The following is an 18,454-nucleotide window of genomic DNA, read 5'->3' as shown; positions in this document are numbered from 1 at the left end:
ATCTCTCAGAACCTCTCCGGGAAGATCAGGGCGAGGACGAGATAGCCCAGCAGGGCGACGGCCACGAGCAGGCCGACGATGTTCTCGGCGGTCACAGCTTCGTCACCCCCTTGGCGACGAGAGCCACCAGCGCGAAGACCGCGATCGTGGTGACGACGAAGGCCAGATCGGCCATCGTGAGCTCCTGGAATGGGGTTCGGTTGCGACTAGGACGCTTCGAGCAAACCCCTGCCACGACCGGAAACGACCCCCGTTGACGGGTCCCATACGGTGGCCTGTGCCCCTTTGACGGATCTCTTACGAGGATGTCGTGGGTGATCACGGCGCGGTCGAGGTCGAGGGCCGGCCCCGCGTCACCCGCACTTCCTCCCGGCGCCCTATCGTGACCGGCATGCAGTCCTACACGATCGGCCAGGCGGCGCGGCTGCTCGGCGTCAGTCCGGACACCGCCCGCCGCTGGGCCGACGCGGGCCGGATCACCACCCACCGCGACGAGGGCGGGCGGCGGCTCGTCGACGGGCGCGACCTGGCCGCGTTCTCGGTCGACCTGGCCCGGTCCGGCGGCGCCGACGAGGAGACGCCGTACACCTCGGTCCGCAACGCCTTCCCCGGCATCGTGACCGCGATCAAGCTCGGCGACGTGGCGGCCCAGGTCGAGATCCAGGCCGGCCCGCACCGGCTCGTCTCCCTGCTGACCCGGGAAGCGGTCGAGGAACTCGGCCTGGAGGTCGGCATGGAGGCCACCGCCCGCGTGAAGTCGACGAACGTCCATGTCGACAGGGTTTGACCCGCCGCCACCGTCGGTCGGTGTGAACGCACATGCCAGGCAATTCTCAGTACTGGCTGGCTCATGCGATGCGACAGCAGACTTACCCCTCGCAGATGCGGAAGTATGATCGACGCAGCGGAGAGCCCGCCGTGCGCCCGGTCGCCCAGCCCGGCCGCGGAGCCCGTCGGACTCCCGCCCCAGACACCGAGGGAGTGGCCCGTGATGACCCGTTCCGTGTGCAGGACCCGCCGCAGCCGCCGGAACCTGCGAGTGAGCGGTGCGGGAGCCGCCGCGCTGCTGGCCCTGAGCGCGTGCTCGTCGTCCTCCGGCTCGGATGCGGACTCGGACTCCGCCGGTTCCTCGTCGTCCTCCTCGGCGAAGGTCTCCGGCCAGGTCACCGTCTTCGCCGCCGCCTCACTCAAGGAGAGCTTCACGACGCTCGGGGAGCGGTTCGAGAAGCAGCACCCGGGCACCGAGGTCACCTTCAGCTTCGCCGGCAGCGACACCCTCGCCGCCAGCGTCACCGGCGGCGCCCCGGCGGACGTGTTCGCCTCCGCCAGCCCCGGAACGATGGCCACCGTCACCGAGGCCGGGGCCACCGACGGCGCCCCGTCCACCTTCGTGCGCAACCAGCTGGAGATCGCCACCCTCCCGGGCAATCCCGACAGGATCTCGTCCTTGAAGGACCTCACGGGCTCCGGGCTCAAGGTCGTGCTGTGCGACAAGTCGGTGCCGTGCGGCGCCGCGGCACAGAAGGCGCTGGAGGCCGGCGGCCTCCGGCTCGCCCCGGTCTCGTACGAGCAGGACGTCAAGGCCGCCCTGACCAAGGTCGAGCTGAAGGAGGCCGACGCCGCCGTCGTCTACCAGACCGACGTGAAGGCGGCCGGTGGCAAGGTGACCGGCGTGGACTTCCCCGAGTCGGCCAAGGCCGTCAACGACTACCCGGTCGCGCTCCTCAAGGAGGCTCCCAACGCCGACGCGGGCGCGGCCTTCATCAAGCTGGTGAAGTCCGCCGAGGGGCAGCGGGTGCTGACCGCGGCCGGGTTCCGCACGCCATGAGGAAACCCGACGTACCCAGGACCCGCGCCCGCATGGTGCCGGTCCCCCTGCTGGTACCCGCCCTCGTCGGCCTGGCGTTCCTGCTGCTGCCCCTGATCGCCCTGCTGGTGCGGGCACCGTGGCGCGACCTGCCCGGCCAGCTGGCCAGTCCGGAGGTGTGGCAGGCCCTGCGGCTGTCGCTGCTGTGCGCCACGTCGGCGACCGCGTTGAGCCTGGTCGTCGGCGTGCCGCTGGCCTGGCTGCTGGCGCGCACGGAGTTCCCCGGCCGCGGCTTCGTCCGCGCGCTGGTGACGCTGCCGCTCGTGCTCCCCCCGGTGGTGGGCGGTGTGGCGCTCCTGCTGGCGTTCGGGCGCAACGGCGTCATCGGGCAGTGGCTGGACGCGTGGTTCGGGATCACGCTGCCGTTCACGACGACGGGTGTCATCCTCGCGGAGACGTTCGTGGCGATGCCGTTCCTGGTCATCAGCGTGGAGGGCACCCTGCGCGCGGCCGACCCGCGCTTCGAGGAGGCCGCCACGACGCTGGGCGCCTCCCGCTTCACCGCGTTCCGCCGGGTCACGCTGCCGCTGATCGCGCCGGGCATCGCGGCGGGCGCCGTCCTGGCCTGGGCGCGGGCGCTGGGCGAGTTCGGGGCGACGATCACGTTCGCGGGCAACTTCCCGGGCCGGACCCAGACCATGCCGCTGGCGGTCTATCTCGCCCTGCAGAACGACCCGGCGGCGGCGATCGCGCTCAGCCTGGTGCTGCTGGCCGTCTCCATCGCCGTACTGGCCGGTCTCCGGGACCGCTGGATGAGGGCGTCATGACCGGCCTGGACGAGGCGTCCGACCGTCCGGACGAGGACGACATGACCCACCCCGACGGACCGACCACCGCCATGGACCCCGCCGACGGCCACGCGCCCGACGGCGGCCTCGACGCCCGGCTCGTCGTGGACCGCGGGACCTTCCACCTGGACGTCGCCCTGTCCGCCGCGCCCGGCGACGTCGTCGCCCTGCTGGGCCCCAACGGCGCCGGCAAGACCACCGCCCTGCGCGCGCTCGCCGGCCTGGTCCCGCTCGCCGACGGCCACCTGCGCCTCGACGGTGTCGCCCTGGACCGTACGCCGCCCGAGTCCCGCCCGGTCGGCGTGGTCTTCCAGGACTACCTCCTCTTCCCGCATCTCACCGCGCTCGACAACGTCGCGTTCGGTCCGCGCTGCCGGGGCGCGAGCAAGGCCGAGTCCCGGGCGCGGGCCGCCGCGTGGCTCGACCGCATGGGCCTCACCGACCACGCGGGCGCCAAGCCGCGCCGCCTCTCCGGCGGTCAGGCCCAGCGCGTCGCACTCGCCCGCGCCCTGGCCACCAACCCCCGGCTGCTGCTCCTGGACGAGCCCCTCGCGGCGCTGGACGCCCGCACACGGCTGGAGGTGCGGGCGCAGCTCCGCCGCCATCTCGCCGAGTTCGAGGCCGTGGCCGTACTGGTCACGCACGATCCCCTGGACGCCATGGTGCTGGCCGACCGGCTGGTGGTGGTCGAGAACGGCAGGGTCGTCCAGGAGGGCGGCCCCGCCGACATCGCCCGCCGGCCGCGCACGGACTACATCGCGCAGTTGGTCGGCCTGAACCTCTACCGCGGGCGGGCCGACGGCCACACGGTCCGCCTCGACGCCGGTCCCGCCATCACCACCACCGAGGACCTCTCCGGTCCGGTCTTCGTGGCGTTCCCGCCGGGCGCCGTGACGCTGTACGCGGAGCGCCCCACGGGCTCCAGCGCCCGGAACCTGTGGCACTGCGAGGTCGCCGGCCTGGAGACCCACGGCGACCAGATCCGCGTGGACCTCACCGGTGGACTCCCGCTCGCCGCCGACCTCACCACGGTCGCGGCGGCCGAGCTCGGCCTCCACCCGGGCGCACCGGTGTGGGCGGCGGTCAAGGCGACGCAGACACACGCGTACCCGGCATGACGCCCCGACCGGGCTACGGTGCCCTCATGAGCCTGAGCATCCGCAACCAGCTCCCCGGCACCGTCACGGCCGTCACCCCGGGCGAGGCCATGGCGACGGTCAGGGTCCGCCTCTCGGGCGGCCAGGACCTCACGGCGGCGATCACCCGGGAGGCCGCCGACGACCTCTCCCTCACCGCCGGGACCGAGGTCCGCGCCCTGGTGAAGTCCACGGAGGTGTCGGTGGCGACCGGCCGCGTCGAGGGCCTGTCCATCCGCAACCGGCTGCCCGGCACGGTCACCGCCCTCACCACCGGCGGCGCCATGGCCTCCGTCCGGGTCGCGGTCGAGGGCGCCGAACTGACCGCCGCGATCACCCGGGAGGCCGCCGACGACCTGGGGCTGTCCGTCGGCGTTCCCGTCGTCGCGCTGGTCAAGTCGACGGAGGTGTCGCTGGCCACCGCGTGACACACGGTGAGAGGCTCCGCGCAAGGCCGTCCCGGGCCTGCGCGGAGCCTCTCCCGCACCGGCGGCTCAGTCCTCGTAGGCGTCCAGCGGCGGGCAGGAGCAGACCAGGTTCCGGTCACCGAAGGCCTGGTCGACGCGGCGCACCGGCGGCCAGTACTTCTCGGCGGCGGACACCCCGGCCGGGAAGACGGCCTCCTCGCGCGTGTACCCGTGGTCCCACTCACCGCCCAGCGCACCGGCGGTGTGCGGCGCGCCCCGCAGCGGGTTGTCGTCCGCGGACCAGGCGCCGGAACCGACCTTCTCGATCTCCGCGCGGATGGCGATCATCGCCTCGCAGAACCGGTCCAGCTCGGCCAGGTCCTCGGACTCGGTCGGCTCGATCATCAGCGTGCCGGCCACCGGGAACGACATCGTCGGCGCGTGGAAGCCGTAGTCGATCAGCCGCTTGGCGACGTCGTCGACGCTCACGCCGGTCGTCTTGGTCAGCGGGCGCAGGTCGATGATGCACTCGTGCGCGACCAGCCCGCCGGGGCCGTTGTACAGCACCGGGAAGTGCGGCTCCAGGCGCTTGGCGATGTAGTTGGCGGAGAGCACCGCCACCTGCGTGGCGCGCTTGAGGCCCTCGCCGCCCATCAGCCGGACGTACGACCACGAGATCGGCAGGATGCCCGCCGAGCCCCACGGCGCCGCCGAGATCGGGCCGACGCCCGTCTGCGGACCGGCCGCCGGCTGCATCGGGTGGTTGGGCAGGTACGGCGCCAGGTGCGACCGTACGGCCACGGGGCCGACGCCGGGACCGCCGCCGCCGTGCGGGATGCAGAAGGTCTTGTGCAGGTTCAGGTGCGATACGTCGCCGCCGAAGTGACCGGGCTTGGCGAGGCCCACCAGGGCGTTGAGGTTGGCGCCGTCCACGTAGACCTGACCGCCGGCGTCGTGCACCCGAGCGCAGATGTCGGCGACGTGCTCCTCGAAGACGCCGTGCGTGGAGGGGTAGGTGATCATCAGCACGGACAGCTCGTCGCGGTGCTTCTCGATCTTGGCGCGCAGGTCCTCGACGTCGATCTCGCCGTCCTCGGCGGTCTTGACGACGACGACCTTCATGCCGGCCATGACGGCGCTCGCGGCGTTGGTGCCGTGCGCGGAGGACGGGATGAGGCAGACGGTGCGCTGGTCGTCGCCGTTGGCGCGGTGGTAGGCGCGTACGGCGAGCAGACCGGCGAACTCGCCCTGCGACCCGGCGTTCGGCTGGAGTGACACCTTGTCGTACCCGGTGACCTCGGCGAGCCGCTCCTCCAGCTCACGGATGAGCGTGAGGTAGCCCTGCGCCTGCTCGGCGGGGGCGAAGGGGTGCAGCTGCCCGAACTCGGACCAGGTGACCGGCTCCATCTCGGTGGTCGCGTTGAGCTTCATGGTGCAGGAGCCCAGCGGGATCATGCCCCGGTCGAGCGCGTAGTCGCGGTCGGCGAGGCGGCGCAGGTAACGCAGCATCGCGGTCTCGGACCGGTGCTGGTGGAAGACCGGGTGGGTCAGGAAGTCGTCGCCGCGCAGCAGCGCCTCGGGGAGCGTCTCCTCCGTCGCCGCATCCAGCGCCTCGATGTCGCCCTCGACGCCGAAGGCGTTCCACACGCCGCCGACCTGGGCGCGCGTGGTGGTCTCGTCGCAGGCGAACGACAGGTGGTCGGCGTCGACGAGCCGCAGGTTGATGCCGTTCTCGCGGGCGGCGTGGACGATCGCGTCGGCCCGGCCGGGCACCCGCGCGGTGACCGTGTCGAAGTAGGCGCCGTGCACGACCTCGACGCCACCGGCCGAGAGGCCCGCGGCGGTGATCGAGGCGTACCGGTGGGTGCGGCGCGCGATGGCTCGCAGCCCCTCGGGCCCGTGGTACACGGCGTACATGCCGGCCATCACGGCGAGCAGCACCTGCGCGGTGCAGATGTTGCTGGTGGCCTTCTCGCGGCGGATGTGCTGCTCGCGGGTCTGCAGGGCGAGGCGGTAGGCCTTGTTGCCGTCGGCGTCCACGGAGACGCCGACCAGGCGACCGGGCAGGCTGCGGGCGAACTTCTCGCGCACCGCCATGTAACCGGCGTGCGGCCCGCCGAAGCCCATCGGCACACCGAAGCGCTGCGTCGTGCCGATGGCGATGTCCGCGCCCAGCTCGCCGGGCGAGGTGAGCAGCGTCAGGGCGAGCAGGTCGGCGGCGACGGTGACCAGGGCGCCGAGCTCGTGCGCCCGGTCGATCACCGGCTTGATGTCGCGTACGGCACCGGAGGCGCCGGGGTACTGGATCAGGACGCCGTTGATCTCCCGCTCGGCGACCTCGGCCGGGATGCCCTCGCTCAGGTCGGCGACGACGACCTCGACACCGGTCGGCTCCGCGCGGGTCCGGATCACGGCGATGGTCTGCGGCAGGGCGTCCGCGTCGACCAGGAACAGGCCCTTCTTGTTCTTGCCCATGCGCCGGGAGAGCGCCATGGCCTCGGCGGCCGCGGTGCCCTCGTCGAGCAGCGAGGCGCCGGAGGTGGGCAGGCCGGTCAGCTCGGCGACCATCGTCTGGAAGTTCAGCAGGGCCTCGAGACGGCCCTGGGAGATCTCCGGCTGGTACGGCGTGTACGCGGTGTACCAGGCCGGGTTCTCCATGACGTTGCGCAGGATGACCGGCGGGGTGAAGGTGCCGTAGTAGCCGAGGCCGATCATGGAGTCGAGGACCTGGTTGCGGTCGGCCAGGGAGCGCAGCTCGGCCAGCACCTCGGCCTCGGACCGCGCGCCGGGCAGGTCCAGCGCGTCTGCGTTCTTGATCACATCCGGCACCGCGGCGGCCGTCAGCTCGTCGAGCGAACCGTAACCGACCTGCGCGAGCATCTTGGCCCGTGCCTCGTGATCGGGGCCGATGTGGCGCTGCTCGAACGGCATTGCCTGTTCGAGCTCGGAGAGCGGGGTGCGATGGGCGGTCATTGCGGAGGCCTCCTGGTCTGACGACCTTCGAGGGGCACCACGGCGCGGGTACCCGTACGGCCTCCCCCTCTGTCATCTCAACCTGAGAGCTTCACCGGGTGGGCCCGAGGGCGCTCCCGGCTTTCACCGTCGGTGAGAGCGGAAGCCGTCGACACCCGCCCTGCTTTCCAGAGTGACCTCGTCCGCGCGGTACGTGAGCCTGAGAGATTCCGGGGAGGATTTGCTCCTTCGGCGCCTCCGATGGTGTCCGGAGGACTCTCCCGCGCGGGGTCAGCAGCCGTTTGCCAGCGTACCAGCGAGGCCGACGCACGAACCTTCGAGTGGCCGACCGGCCATATGTGCTCTTTTGTAGTACTACGGATGATTTCGGCGGCTGGTGGATCGGCTGGTGCGCGACCCCAGTGCGACCAAGTGGAGGGCCCCGTGCGTACCGACATCGACCCGCGCAACCTGATCGGCCGCAAGGCGTTCGACCGCAACGGCACCCGGATCGGTACCGTCGACGAGGTCTATCTCGACGACGCCACCGGCGTCCCCGAGTGGGCGGCCATACGCACCGGCCTGTTCAGCCGGGACGCCTTCGTTCCCCTGGAGCCGAGCGAGTTGTCCGACGGCACCTTGCGCGTGCCCTTCGACCGGGCCCTGATCAAGGAGGCCCCCGACTTCGGCGTCGGCCGCCACCTCTCGCCGGAACAGGAACTCCAGCTCTACCACCACTACGGTCTCGACGTCGCCGCTCCGCCCCCGCTCCCCGACCACGACTTCGGCAAGCTGGCCGGCCAGGGCAAAGAAGAGGGCTGACGCCGCCGGCTTCCTGCGGCCTGATCCGCCGGACGAGGCGAGGTCCTAGCCGGGAGCCAGGCGCGCCGACCCCGCCGGGCCGGTCTCCGCGTCGGTCTCCCCGCCGAGGTCCGGGGCGGCCTCCGTGGTCGTCGGCCCGCCCTCCCCGGGTCTTCGCGGCACGGCCGGGACCAGTGGCAGCGGTTCCGCCGGCGCCAGATCCGGATCGTCCACCGGGAAGGTCCGCACCCGGCCGGTCTCCGAGTACGGCGTCTCGAACCGCACGGTCACCCGCCCCAGCCCGCTGCCCTGCACCCACCCGTGTCCGTACTCCACGTGCCGCACGTCGTGCCCCGACGGCCACCGGCGCTCGGGGGCGGGGGTCGGCCGGTCCTCCTGGACGGACTCGGCGTCGGGCTCCTCGGCGACTTCGTCGGCCCGCTCCCCCGCAGCCTGTGCGAACAGGTCCTCCTGCGTGTAGTCGGCGAGCCCGCTGACGCCGACCCCGAGCAGCCGCACGCCGCCGGTGGTGTCCACGGAGTCCAACAGGCGGGCCGCGGCCTCCCGCACCACCCCCGGGTCGTCCGTGGGGCCACGCAGCGTCTCGGAGCGCGTCAGTGTGGAGAAGTCGTACCTGCGCACCTTGAGCACGATGGTCCGCCCGGACAGCCCGGAACCGCGCAGCCGCCGCACGCACCGATCGGCCAGCCGCCCCACCTCCACACCGACCCGCACCCGGTCGTGGATGTCCACGTCATAGGTGTCCTCGACCGACACCGACTTGGTCTCCCGCTCGGCCACCACGGGTCGCTCGTCGAGGGCCAGGGCCATGGCGTACAGGGCGTGCCCGTGCGCCTTGCCCAGCAGCCGTACGAGCTCGTCCTCGCCGGCCTCGGCGATGTCGCCGACCGTGGTGATCCCGGCCCGCCGCAGATGGTCTCCCGTGGCCGGCCCCACGCCGGGCAGCGTCCGCACGGTCATCGGCTCCAGCTTGGCCCGTTCCGTCCCCGGCGGGATCAGGACCAGCCCGTCGGGTTTGGCCTCCTCCGAGGCGATCTTGGCGAGCATCTTGGAGGCGGCCAGCCCCACGGAACCGGTGAGGCCGGTGACGGCGCGGATGTCCGTACGCAGTTTGGTGCCGGCCAGCCGCGCCGACGCCGCGTCCCAGGCCACCCCGCCGGCCTCCAGGTCCACGAAGGCCTCATCCAGGCTCAGTGGCTCCACCAGCGGCGACAGCCCGCGCAGCAGCCGCATCACCTGCTCGCTGATCGACCGGTAGAGCTCGAAGCGCGGGACCAGGTACGCGGCGTTGGGTGCCAGCCGCCGGGCCTGGCCCATGGGCATCGCCGAGTGGACGCCGAAGACCCGCGCCTCGTACGAGCAGGTGGCGACCACACCGCGCGGTCCGAGGCCGCCCACCACGACGGCCTTCCCGCGCAGGCTCGGCTTGGAGGCCTGCTCCACCGAGGCGAAGAAGGCGTCCATGTCGAGATGCAGGATCGTGGGCGCGGCTCTCACATCTCCGATGCTGCCCTACGCCACTGACAATGTCCCGGCCCAGCAGGGGGGTGCCGAGTTCGGCGGTGTTCAGACGGCCCGGTTGCGCCGCCGCGCCAGCTCGTCCGCCGGATTGTGTCCGACCAGGGTCTCCCCCGTGTCGATCCGCTCCCCGTGCAGCTGCGACAGCGCGCTCTCCACGTCCCGCCAGACCACGCCGACGGCGATCCCGAAGATGCCCTGACCGCCCTGGAGCAGGGCGTGCACCTCGTCGGGCGAGGTGCACTCGTAGACCGTGGCCCCGTCACTCATCAGCGTCATCCGCTCCAGGTCGCGAAAGCCGCGCTCCCGGAGATGCTGGACGGCGGTGCGGATGTTCTGCAGTGACACCCCGGTGTCGAGGAAGCGCTTGACGATCTTCAGCACGACCACGTCGCGGAAGCTGTACAGACGCTGCGTCCCGGAACCGTGCGCGGGTCTCACACTGGGCTCGACCAGGCCCGTACGAGCCCAGTAGTCGAGCTGCCGGTAGGTGATACCGGCGGCCGCGCAGGCCGTCGGCCCGCGGTAGCCGATCTGCTCGGACGTCATGGACGTCGCCCCTCCGCTGCTCGGGACGGCAGCCGGTCGCTGCGGAACAGGGTCGGCCGCCACACCGTGCTGGGGATGCCCCCCGCCGGCGCGGAGCCGAGAGCTCGGGGGAGGGTACGGACCGCTTGCCCCAAGGCTCTGCCCGGGGCCACCCCCAGCCGTACCGTCGCCGCTGATTCTCACGCCGACCTCCGTCCTTGACCTGCCTCCTCGACGGTAGGCAGTCACCAAGGGTGCGTCAACGATCGCCACACTCGGCACGCCGAGTGATAATCACCCTACGAGTGGTTTCGCGTACCCGGCCGCGGGGAAAGGCTGGCCGAATGTGCCCGGTCAAGGGCCGTACGGCACCCTGGACCGCTCCGGTCCGCGCGCCTCACTGGTTACTGGTCCCGAAGTCCTCCGGCGAGATCTGGTCGAGGAACTCGCGGAACTTCTCCACCTCGTCCTCCTGCTCGTCCGGGATGGCGATGCCGGCGTCGTCGAGCACCGTGTCGCTGCCGTAGATCGGCGTTCCGGTGCGCAGGGCCAGCGCTATGGCGTCGGACGGCCGGGCACTCACCTCGACACCGCTCGCGAAGACCAGCTCGGCGTAGAAGACCCCGTCACGCAGGTCCGTGATGCGTACTTCCGTGAGCTCCTGGCCGACGGCTTCCAGCACGTCCTTGAAGAGGTCGTGGGTCAGCGGCCGTGCGGGAGCCATGCCCTGCTGGGCGAAGGCGATCGCCGTCGCCTCCCCCGGCCCGATCCAGATGGGGAGGTAACGGTCGCCCCCCACCTCGCGCAGCAGCACGATCGGTTGGTTGGAGGGCATCTCGACCCGGACACCTACGACATCGAGCTCGTTCACACAGCAACCCTAGGCCGTGCCCGGGACATTTGGGTAGTCGGGCCGGGGTCGGGGTGGGCGTTCGGGGCTCCGGGCGCCCGTTTCAGGGCAGCCGCACGCCGAGGGCGGTCTGCACCAGCGCCGCGTGCAGCTTCACCGCCAGCCCCGCCAGCTCCTTGGTGCGCGCTTCCGCGTGTGCCCTGGTCTGGGGGTTGCGGTGTCGCTTCAGCGGCGCCACCACCTGGTCAACGAGCCCGGCCTCCCGGTCGGCGGCGGCCTTCATCACCCGCAGGTGCCGCGGCTCGATACCGAACCGTCCCAGCTCCACCACCAGTGAGGCCACGGTGACCGCCTCGGCGTCGTACGCCCCGTCGGGCAGCGGAGCGAGGAGCCCGTAAGACTCCCACTCCTTCAGTTCCTGGTCGCCGATCCGGGCCGCGGCGAGCAGCTCGTCCCGCCCGATCCGGGCCGCCGTGGGCCCCTCGGAGGGCTCCGGTACGGTCTCCCCGTCCCGCTGCCGGCCCAGAGTCGGCAACGGCACGGCCTCGCCGCGTTCGATCGCGTCCAGGTGCTCGCGGATCACCTTCAGCGGCAGATAGTGGTCCCGCTGCATGCGCAGCACCTGGCCGAGGCGCTCGACGTCGTGTGCGCTGAACTTGCGGTACCCGGCCGGGGTCCGCCGCGGCTCGACGAGGCCTTCCGACTCCAGAAAGCGGATCTTGGAGATGGTGACGTCGGGGAACTCGTCACGCAGCGCGTTCAGCACGGCGCCGATGCTCATCAGCCCACTGTCCGTGGCGGCGGTGCCGTGCCCGGCACCGCCGCTCGGTGTTTGAAGCATGGACCTTCCCTGGAGGTTCCCCGGGCGGTGCCCGGGGGCAGGTCAGTAACCCCGCTGGCTCGCGTGGAAGACCAGCCGGTACTTGCCGATCTGCACCTCGTCGCCGTTCGACAGCGCGACCTGGTCGATGCGCTCGCGGTTGACGTACGTGCCGTTCAGACTGCCGACATCGGCCACCGTGAACGACCCGTCCGGACTGCGGCGGAACTCCACGTGCCGACGCGAGACCGTCACGTCGTCCAGGAAGATGTCGCTCTGCGGATGACGCCCGGCGGTGGTCAGCTCACCGTCCAGCAGGAAGCGGCTTCCGGAGTTCGGACCGCGGCGCACGACCAGGAGCGCCGAGCCGAGCGGCAGCGCGTCGACCGCCGCCTGCGCCTCGGGAGAGAGCGCCGGCATCGCCGTCTGACCGGTGACCTCGGCGTCGTACGCCTCCAGGCCGGAGATGGAGATCGTGGAGGTCGTCTCGGACGCACGCTCCGGAACCGCCCCGGCGCGCAGGGGCGCGCCGCAGTTGGAGCAGAAGCGGCTGTTCTCCGCGTTGCGGTTACCGCACCTCGTACACACCAGGGCCGACATGGACGGATCCTCCTGCCGCGGCTGCCCCGCCGGGGCGTTCGACGCGTACGGACCGGGGGCAAACCCTCCACCCGCAGTTGACGGTTGCCCGAAACCTATGTCGCCGGACTGCGCAGGGTCAACAGACGGCGCGCCCTGACCACCGGAAATGCCACCGCCCGGACCAGCCACCTGGTCCCGGAACATCGGGCGCCCGCCCTCCGCATCAGGCTGTGCCCGATGGCGAGCGGTCGCGTTCTCGCGACCCTCTCGCGCGCTCTTGCCGAACAACTTCGCAAACAACTTCACGGGCGATTCCCCTTGACCGAAACAGACCCGCCCGTGGGGCAGGACGAACCCTGACTGACCGTACTGACCGACCCGGACACCTTCACAACGTCCGTCTCCACCAGACAGTTTCCACCACGCACCACCCAATCGGTGCGCCGACCCCCCGCAACCTCATGCCCTCGCCGGTCTTCCCCCATGCACCGCCGGTTCACTGGGAGGACGACCGAGCGTAGTCAGGCCGCTTCACCGCTCGCAAGGCGTCCACGACGATCTTGCTCGACCGCTCAACGGTAACGGTGGCCTGTTCCTTCTCCAGAGTCTGCACGACACCTCCAGGAATGTTGAGAGCCGGTTCGAGGTCCTGCGGCTTGCCGATGGCCTGGAAACGATAGGGCGCGTTGATCTTGTTCCCGTCGACGCTCACGCTCTCCTCGGAGTCCGTGAGGTACGTGCCGGCGACCACCCGTACGCCGTTCACCTGGATCGCCTCCGCGCCGGCCGCGCGCAGCTCCTGTATCGCGTTGAGCAGCATGTCCGCCTCGACCGCCCCCTTCGTGTCCTCGATCGTCACCGTGATGCCGGGCCCCTGCGCGGCCACGGTGCCCGCGAGAACGCCGAGTTGCCGCTCCTTCTCGAGCGTCTGCTTGCGGGCCTCTTCTGCCTGGTCGGAGCTGTTCTCCAACTCGTCGCGCTGCTTCTCGAGGCCCTGCTTCTCGTCTTCAAGACGCTGAGTACGGTCGTCCAGTTCATCGAGGATGCGGACCAGATCCTCCTGCCTGGCGCCGCGCAGCGCGTCGTCGCTGTCACTGTTCGACGCCACCTGGACCGCCAGGCCGAAACCGAGGCCGAACAGGAGCACGGCGACGATGAGTTGGGCCCGGGTGAGGCGCGGCGGCCACAGTCCCTTGAAAAGCCGCTGCCTACCGGTCAGTCCCGGCTCCGGATCGGACCGCCGCTCCGGTCGCTCCCCGATCGCGGCGCCGGCGGCCGGGGCCTTGGCCGCCCGGGCCTCCGCCGCCTGGGACTCCGCCGCCTGGGACTCCGCCGCCCGCGGCTCTGCCGACGACGACGCCGGCACCTCGTCGGGCAGCTCCTTGCGCAGCCTGTTCGCGCTCTGCTCGTCGTGGTCGCTCATCGGTCTCACGCCCGGAAGACGTGGCGTCGGATCGCCGCGGCGTTGGAGAAGATCCGGATACCGAGCACGACCACCACGCCGGTGGACAGCTGGGCCCCGACGCCCAACTTGTCGCCCAGGAACACGATCAGTGCGGCCACGACCACGTTCGACAGGAACGACACCACGAAGACCTTGTCGTCGAAGATGCCGTCGAGCATGGCCCTCAGACCACCGAAGACGGCGTCGAGCGCCGCCACGACGGCGATCGGCAGATACGGCTCGACGGCCGCCGGCACCTCGGGCCGGACCAGCAGGCCGGCCACGACTCCCACGACGAGGCCCAGTACGGCGATCACGATGTGCCCTTCTCGGTTATCGGCTGTGCTGTACGTACGATCACGCTCGTCGCGGCCGGCAGCTCAAGGTCGTCCGCGACGGAGATGGCGGTCCGGATGCCGTAGTTCTCCTGCAGGGCATGCAGATACAGCCCGTCGGCGCTGTCCTGGAACCGGGCGCTGAGCCCCTCGCCGTCCCCCACCGCGAGCACCGTGTACGGCGGCACCAGCGGCCTGTTGTCGACCAGTATCGCGTCTCCCGCGGCCCTGATCGCGGACAGTGCTGTCAGCCGCTGCCCGTTGATGGAGATCGCCTCGGCCCCCGACTCCCACAGCCCGTTGACCACGCGCTGCATGTCCCGGTCCCGTACCCGGCCCGTGTCGGAGAACCCGGAGGTGCCACGCGGCTGCCCGTCACCGCCCGTGCCCGTGTCCTTGGCGTCGTTCACCACGAGCTTCACACCCGGGCCGTGCACCTCGACCGCGCCCGACAGGACGCCCATCAGGTCGGAGCGGTCGCTGTCGCCGTTCTTCTCGAGCGCCTCGCGCTGCCGCGCGCCCACGTCCTGGCGCAGCTTGTCGACGCTCTCCTCGAGCTTGTCGGCCGTCGAGGTCTCGCCCTCGATGCGGTCGATGAGCTCTTCGCGCTCCTTGGCGACGGCCGGAGCCGCGACTCGCGCCTGGGCCGCGCCGACCGTGACGACCAGGGCGGCCAGCACCAGCCCGGCGGCCAGTCCGAGCTTGGCGCGGAGGGTCTTGGGCATTCCGCCGGTGCCCTCGGCCTTCTTCCGCGTGGCGGCCTCGGCGTATCCGTCGTCGAGGCTGTGGTCCATGACGTTGGTGAGCAAGGACATGGACGCGTCCGGGCGCGCGGGCCGCGTGAGTGTGCTCCGAACGGGGGGTTGCTGCGGCATGCCGCACATCGTCGCACGCCACGGCCACTACCTCCGAACGGCCCCACCGGCGTGCCGGACAGGCCCCCTTGGGGACACTTGTCCGGCACGCACGAGTGCGACGTTCCCCTAACGGCCCGCGCTGTCCACCACCGCGGACCACTCGTCGAGCAGCGCCTGCGCGGACGCGTCGTCGGGGCCCTCGGCCCACAGGTGGGTGACCGCCTCCGCCGGATCGGGCAGCACCATCACCCAGCGTCCGTCGGTCTCCACCACACGCACGCCGTCCGTGGTGTCCACGAAGCGGTCTCCGGCCGCCTCGACGACCCGCCGCATGACCAGGCCCTTGACCGCCCACGGAGTTGCCAGATCACGCTTCAGGACGTGCGCCCGCGGGATCCGCGCGTCGATCTGGCTGAGCGTGAGCTGCGTCCGCGCCACCAGCCCGATCAGCCGCACGAAGGCGGCCGTACCGTCGTAGACGCTGCTGAACTCCGGGACGATGAAGCCGCCCTTGCCGTCTCCGCCGAAGATCGCGCCTTCCTCGCCGCCGACCCGCGTCAGGTCGTCGGGCGAGGTGGTCGTCCACTCGACCTGGGTCCCGTGGTAGGCCGCCACCTGCTCGGCGATCCTGGTGGTCGTCACCGGCAGCGCGACCCGGCCACTGCGCCGCTCGGCCGCGATCAGGTCGAGCATCACCAGCAGCGCACGGTCGTCCTCGATGATGCGGCCCTTCTCGTCGACGAGCGACAGCCGCTCACCGACCGGGTCGAAGCGCACGCCGAACGCGGCCCGGGAGGACGCCACGATCTCCCCGAGGCGCACCAGCCCCGACCGCCGCATGTCGGCCGACTCGGTCGGCCTGGACTCGTCGAGACCCGGGTTGATGGTCAGCGAGTCGACACCCAGCTTGCCGAGGAGGCTGGGCAGTACCAGCCCGGAGCTGCCGTTGGACGCGTCCACGACCACCTTGAGCCCGGATTCGGCGATCCCCGTGATGTCGACGTTCCGCAGCAGCGACCCGGTGTACGAGTCGAACACACTGGACGGGAAGTGCAGGTCCCCGATCTCTCCCGGGAACGCCCGCCGGTACTCCTGTCGCGCGAACACCCGGTCCAGCTTCCGCTGACTGCCCTGCGACAGGTCGGCGCCCTGTCCGTCGAAGAACATGATGTCGACGGAGTCCGGCACTCCGGGCGTGGTCCGGATCATGATGCCGCCGGCACTGCCCCGCGCGGTCTGCTGCCGCGCCACGGGCAGCGGTACGTTCTCCAGGTCCCGTACGTCGATGGCGCTGGCCTGCAGGGCGGAGATCACCGCCCGCTTCAGCGCGCGGGCACCACGCGAGTGGTCGCGGGCCGTGGTGACGGTGGAGCCCTTCTTCAACGTGGTCGCATAGGCGCCGGCCAGCCGCACCGCCAGTTCCGGCGTGATCTCCACGTTCAGGATGCCGGACACCCCGCGGGCGCCGAAGAGGTGTGCCTGGCCCCGGGACTCCCAGATGACCGAGGTGTTGACGAAGGCACCGGCCTCGATGGTCTTGAACGGGTAGACCCGGACGTTGCCCTGGATGATCGATTCCTCACCGACCAGGCACTCGTCCCCGATGACCGCGCCGTCCTCGATCCGCGCGGCACGCATGATGTCGGTGTTCTTCCCGACGACACAGCCCCGAAGGTTGCTGTGCGGCCCGACGTACACGTTGTCGGCAACGACGGCCTTGTGCAGAAAGGCACCGCTCTTCACGACGACGTTGGAGCCGACGACCGTGTGCTCCCGGATTTCGGCACCGGCCTCTACCTTGGCGTAGTCGCCGATGTAGAGGGGCCCGCGGAGCACGGCGTCGGGATGAACCTCGGCGCCCTCGGCCACCCAGACGCCGGGTGAGATCTCGAAGCCGTCGATGTCGACGTCGACCTTGCGCTCCAGTACGTCTGCCTGGGCCTTCACATAGCTCTCGTGGGTGCCGACGTCCTCCCAGTAGCCCTCGGCGATGTAGCCGTAGACGGGCTTCCCTTCCTTCATCAGCTGCGGGAAGACGTCACCGGACCAGTCCACGGGCACGTCGGGATCGACGTAGTCGAATACCTCGGGCTCCATGACGTAGATACCGGTGTTCACGGTGTCCGAGAAGACCTGTCCCCAGGTCGGCTTCTCCAGGAACCGCTCGACCTTGCCCTCTTCGTCGACGATGGTGATGCCGAATTCCAGGGGGTTGGGCACGCGTGTCAGACACACGGTGACGAGCGCACCCTTCTCCTTGTGGAAATTGATCAGGTCGGTGAGGTCGAAGTCGGTCAGGGCATCGCCGGAAATAACGAGGAACGCATCGTCCTTCAACGCCTCCTCGGCGTTCTTGACGCTTCCGGCGGTACCGAGTGGCTTCTCCTCATTGGCGTAGGTGAGCTCCATTCCGAGCTCTTCGCCGTCACCGAAGTAGTTCTTGACCAGCGAGGCCAGGAACTGGACGGTGACGACGGTCTCGTTGAGCCCATGCCTTTTGAGCAGCCTCAGAACGTGCTCCATGATCGGCCGGTTGGCCACCGGCAGGAGCGGCTTGGGCATGCTTGAGGTCATGGGACGAAGGCGCGTGCCTTCGCCTCCAGCCATCACGACGGCCTTCATGTCGGAAGCGTCCTCCTCTAAAAGACGACGGATTGACCGACTTCACCCGACCAGCGTCCCGCACTTTTGCCGTGGGGGCCATCCGGCCGCTGGGGCCGCACAATCGGTGAGTTCAGTCGGCCATGGTGTTCGCACGGACCAAACGGCGGACCTGTACCACGTAGAGAACACCTGCCCACCAATACAAGGTTGTACCCCACCCGGCGAACGCCCATCCGAAAACAGCGGCAAGTGACGCGATCCACCCGCTTCCATCACTGAGCAGAAGCAGCGGGAAGGCGTACATGAGGTTGAACGTGGCGGCCTTCCCCAGGAAGTTCACCTGCGGCGGCGGATAGCCGTGGCGTCGCAGGATGCCCACCATCACGAGCAGCACCGCTTCCCGGGCAAGCAGTACAAGAGTCAACCAGAGCGGGAGAATCTCCCGCCAGGTGAGGCCGACCAGAGTGGACAGAATGTAAAGCCGATCAGCGGCGGGGTCCAGGAGACGGCCGAGGCGGCTGATCTGGTTCCAGCGCCGCGCGAGCTTCCCGTCCAGGTAGTCACTGACTCCGCTCAGGGCCAGTACCAACAACGCCCAGCCGTCACTCTGCGGGCCGCCGAACTCGGGCCGCAGGATCAGCCACAGGAAGAGCGGCACGCCGGCGAGGCGCGCCATGCTGAGGATGTTCGGGATGGTGAGGACCCGGTCGGTCTGCACGCGGGTCTCCTGGACCTCCACGCGGGGGCCTCCTGGGGTGAAACGAGCCAATGATGCTCCCTGACCCTACCTCAACGCAAAAAAGCTCCGGCTCTCGGGCTGCATGCCCAAGAGCCAGAGCTCTAAGAGGAGTTCGGCGGCGTCCTACTCTCCCACAGGGTCCCCCCTGCAGTACCATCGGCGCTGTAAGGCTTAGCTTCCGGGTTCGAAATGTAACCGGGCGTTT

The 18,454-nt window shown here is 70.5% G+C and carries 18 protein-coding genes, 1 rRNA gene and 1 riboswitch; of the genes, 6 read left to right on the top strand and 13 right to left on the bottom strand.

The features are described 5' to 3' along the window. Positions 1–5 precede the first annotated feature (5 nt). A complete protein-coding gene (gene kdpF / locus ACIQ1J_RS15450) occupies positions 6–95 on the bottom strand; it encodes a K(+)-transporting ATPase subunit F (protein ID WP_109004339.1) in 90 nt (29 codons plus the stop codon). A 296-nt stretch (positions 96–391) separates the two neighbouring features. On the opposite strand from kdpF, the gene ACIQ1J_RS15445 reads away from it, so the two are divergent. The 5 genes from ACIQ1J_RS15445 (at position 392) to ACIQ1J_RS15425 (ending at position 4,219) form a co-directional block, all read left to right on the top strand. After that, on the top strand, positions 392–787 hold the full coding sequence (locus ACIQ1J_RS15445; protein ID WP_403557214.1) for a molybdopterin-binding protein: 396 nt from the start codon (positions 392–394) through the stop codon (positions 785–787). 204 nt (positions 788–991) lie between these two features. After that, the gene (modA, locus tag ACIQ1J_RS15440) at positions 992–1,828 is read left to right on the top strand and encodes a molybdate ABC transporter substrate-binding protein (RefSeq protein ID WP_403557213.1); all 837 of its coding nucleotides are present in this window, start codon (positions 992–994) and stop codon (positions 1,826–1,828) included. Continuing rightward, positions 1,825–2,634 carry a molybdate ABC transporter permease subunit gene (modB, locus tag ACIQ1J_RS15435; protein ID WP_210964151.1) on the top strand — a complete coding sequence of 270 codons (810 nt, stop codon included), beginning with the start codon at positions 1,825–1,827 and terminating at the stop codon, positions 2,632–2,634. Before modA ends, modB begins: the two co-directional genes overlap by 4 nt. Before the next feature lie 71 nt (positions 2,635–2,705). Continuing rightward, entirely contained in the window at positions 2,706–3,773 is a 1,068-nt protein-coding gene (locus tag ACIQ1J_RS15430; protein ID WP_403557593.1) for an ABC transporter ATP-binding protein, read from the top strand. Between the two features lie 26 nt (positions 3,774–3,799). Then, positions 3,800–4,219, top strand: coding sequence for a molybdopterin-binding protein (locus ACIQ1J_RS15425; RefSeq protein WP_403557212.1), 420 nt, complete (start codon positions 3,800–3,802; stop codon positions 4,217–4,219). 66 nt (positions 4,220–4,285) lie between these two features. On the opposite strand, the gene gcvP is transcribed toward ACIQ1J_RS15425, so the two are convergent. Continuing rightward, on the bottom strand, positions 4,286–7,171 hold the full coding sequence (gene gcvP / locus ACIQ1J_RS15420) for an aminomethyl-transferring glycine dehydrogenase (protein ID WP_403557211.1): 2,886 nt from the start codon (positions 7,169–7,171) through the stop codon (positions 4,286–4,288). 177 nt (positions 7,172–7,348) lie between these two features. Further along, positions 7,349–7,444, bottom strand: a riboswitch (glycine riboswitch). A 150-nt stretch (positions 7,445–7,594) separates the two neighbouring features. Between gcvP and ACIQ1J_RS15415 the strand changes: the two genes are divergently transcribed. Next, entirely contained in the window at positions 7,595–7,972 is a 378-nt protein-coding gene (locus ACIQ1J_RS15415; protein ID WP_210964155.1) for a PRC-barrel domain-containing protein, read from the top strand. Positions 7,973–8,017: 45 nt separating this feature from the next. Here ACIQ1J_RS15415 and ACIQ1J_RS15410 read toward each other — a convergent pair whose 3' ends face one another. From ACIQ1J_RS15410 to rrf, 11 genes are all read right to left on the bottom strand, one after another. Then, the gene (locus ACIQ1J_RS15410; protein ID WP_403557210.1) at positions 8,018–9,469 is read right to left on the bottom strand and encodes a DNA polymerase IV; all 1,452 of its coding nucleotides are present in this window, start codon (positions 9,467–9,469) and stop codon (positions 8,018–8,020) included. Between the two features lie 69 nt (positions 9,470–9,538). After that, the gene (locus tag ACIQ1J_RS15405; protein WP_403557209.1) at positions 9,539–10,222 is read right to left on the bottom strand and encodes a MerR family transcriptional regulator; all 684 of its coding nucleotides are present in this window, start codon (positions 10,220–10,222) and stop codon (positions 9,539–9,541) included. Positions 10,223–10,415: 193 nt separating this feature from the next. Further along, complete coding sequence (locus ACIQ1J_RS15400; protein WP_030189411.1) at positions 10,416–10,889, bottom strand: bifunctional nuclease family protein; 474 nt, start codon at positions 10,887–10,889, stop codon at positions 10,416–10,418. An 82-nt stretch (positions 10,890–10,971) separates the two neighbouring features. Further along, complete coding sequence (locus tag ACIQ1J_RS15395; RefSeq protein ID WP_403557208.1) at positions 10,972–11,709, bottom strand: MerR family transcriptional regulator; 738 nt, start codon at positions 11,707–11,709, stop codon at positions 10,972–10,974. Between the two features lie 42 nt (positions 11,710–11,751). Beyond that, the gene (locus tag ACIQ1J_RS15390; protein ID WP_403557207.1) at positions 11,752–12,705 is read right to left on the bottom strand and encodes an FHA domain-containing protein; all 954 of its coding nucleotides are present in this window, start codon (positions 12,703–12,705) and stop codon (positions 11,752–11,754) included. A gap of 61 nt (positions 12,706–12,766) precedes the next feature. Further along, positions 12,767–13,693, bottom strand: a complete 927-nt coding sequence (locus tag ACIQ1J_RS15385) for a DUF881 domain-containing protein (protein ID WP_403557206.1) — start codon at positions 13,691–13,693, stop codon at positions 12,767–12,769. A gap of 5 nt (positions 13,694–13,698) precedes the next feature. Beyond that, the gene (locus tag ACIQ1J_RS15380; RefSeq protein ID WP_003977440.1) at positions 13,699–14,031 is read right to left on the bottom strand and encodes a small basic family protein; all 333 of its coding nucleotides are present in this window, start codon (positions 14,029–14,031) and stop codon (positions 13,699–13,701) included. Next, a complete protein-coding gene (locus ACIQ1J_RS15375; RefSeq protein WP_403557205.1) occupies positions 14,028–14,864 on the bottom strand; it encodes a DUF881 domain-containing protein in 837 nt (278 codons plus the stop codon). The genes ACIQ1J_RS15380 and ACIQ1J_RS15375 overlap by 4 nt, the downstream gene beginning before the upstream one ends. A 168-nt stretch (positions 14,865–15,032) precedes the next feature. Continuing rightward, a complete protein-coding gene (locus ACIQ1J_RS15370; protein WP_210964161.1) occupies positions 15,033–17,528 on the bottom strand; it encodes a mannose-1-phosphate guanyltransferase in 2,496 nt (831 codons plus the stop codon). 112 nt (positions 17,529–17,640) lie between these two features. After that, positions 17,641–18,249 (bottom strand): CDP-alcohol phosphatidyltransferase family protein, encoded by a 609-nt coding sequence (locus ACIQ1J_RS15365; RefSeq protein ID WP_403557204.1) that lies wholly within the window; start codon positions 18,247–18,249, stop codon positions 17,641–17,643. A gap of 110 nt (positions 18,250–18,359) precedes the next feature. Further along, positions 18,360–18,454, bottom strand: a 5S ribosomal RNA gene (gene rrf, locus ACIQ1J_RS15360); the annotation flags it as partial.

Source organism: Streptomyces sp. NPDC097107, assembly GCF_044762405.1.
GTDB classification, from domain to species: Bacteria; Actinomycetota; Actinomycetes; order Streptomycetales; family Streptomycetaceae; genus Streptomyces; species Streptomyces thinghirensis.
The sequence above is the reverse complement of the archived record's forward strand: the minus strand, read 5'-3'. Positions and strand labels throughout refer to the sequence as shown.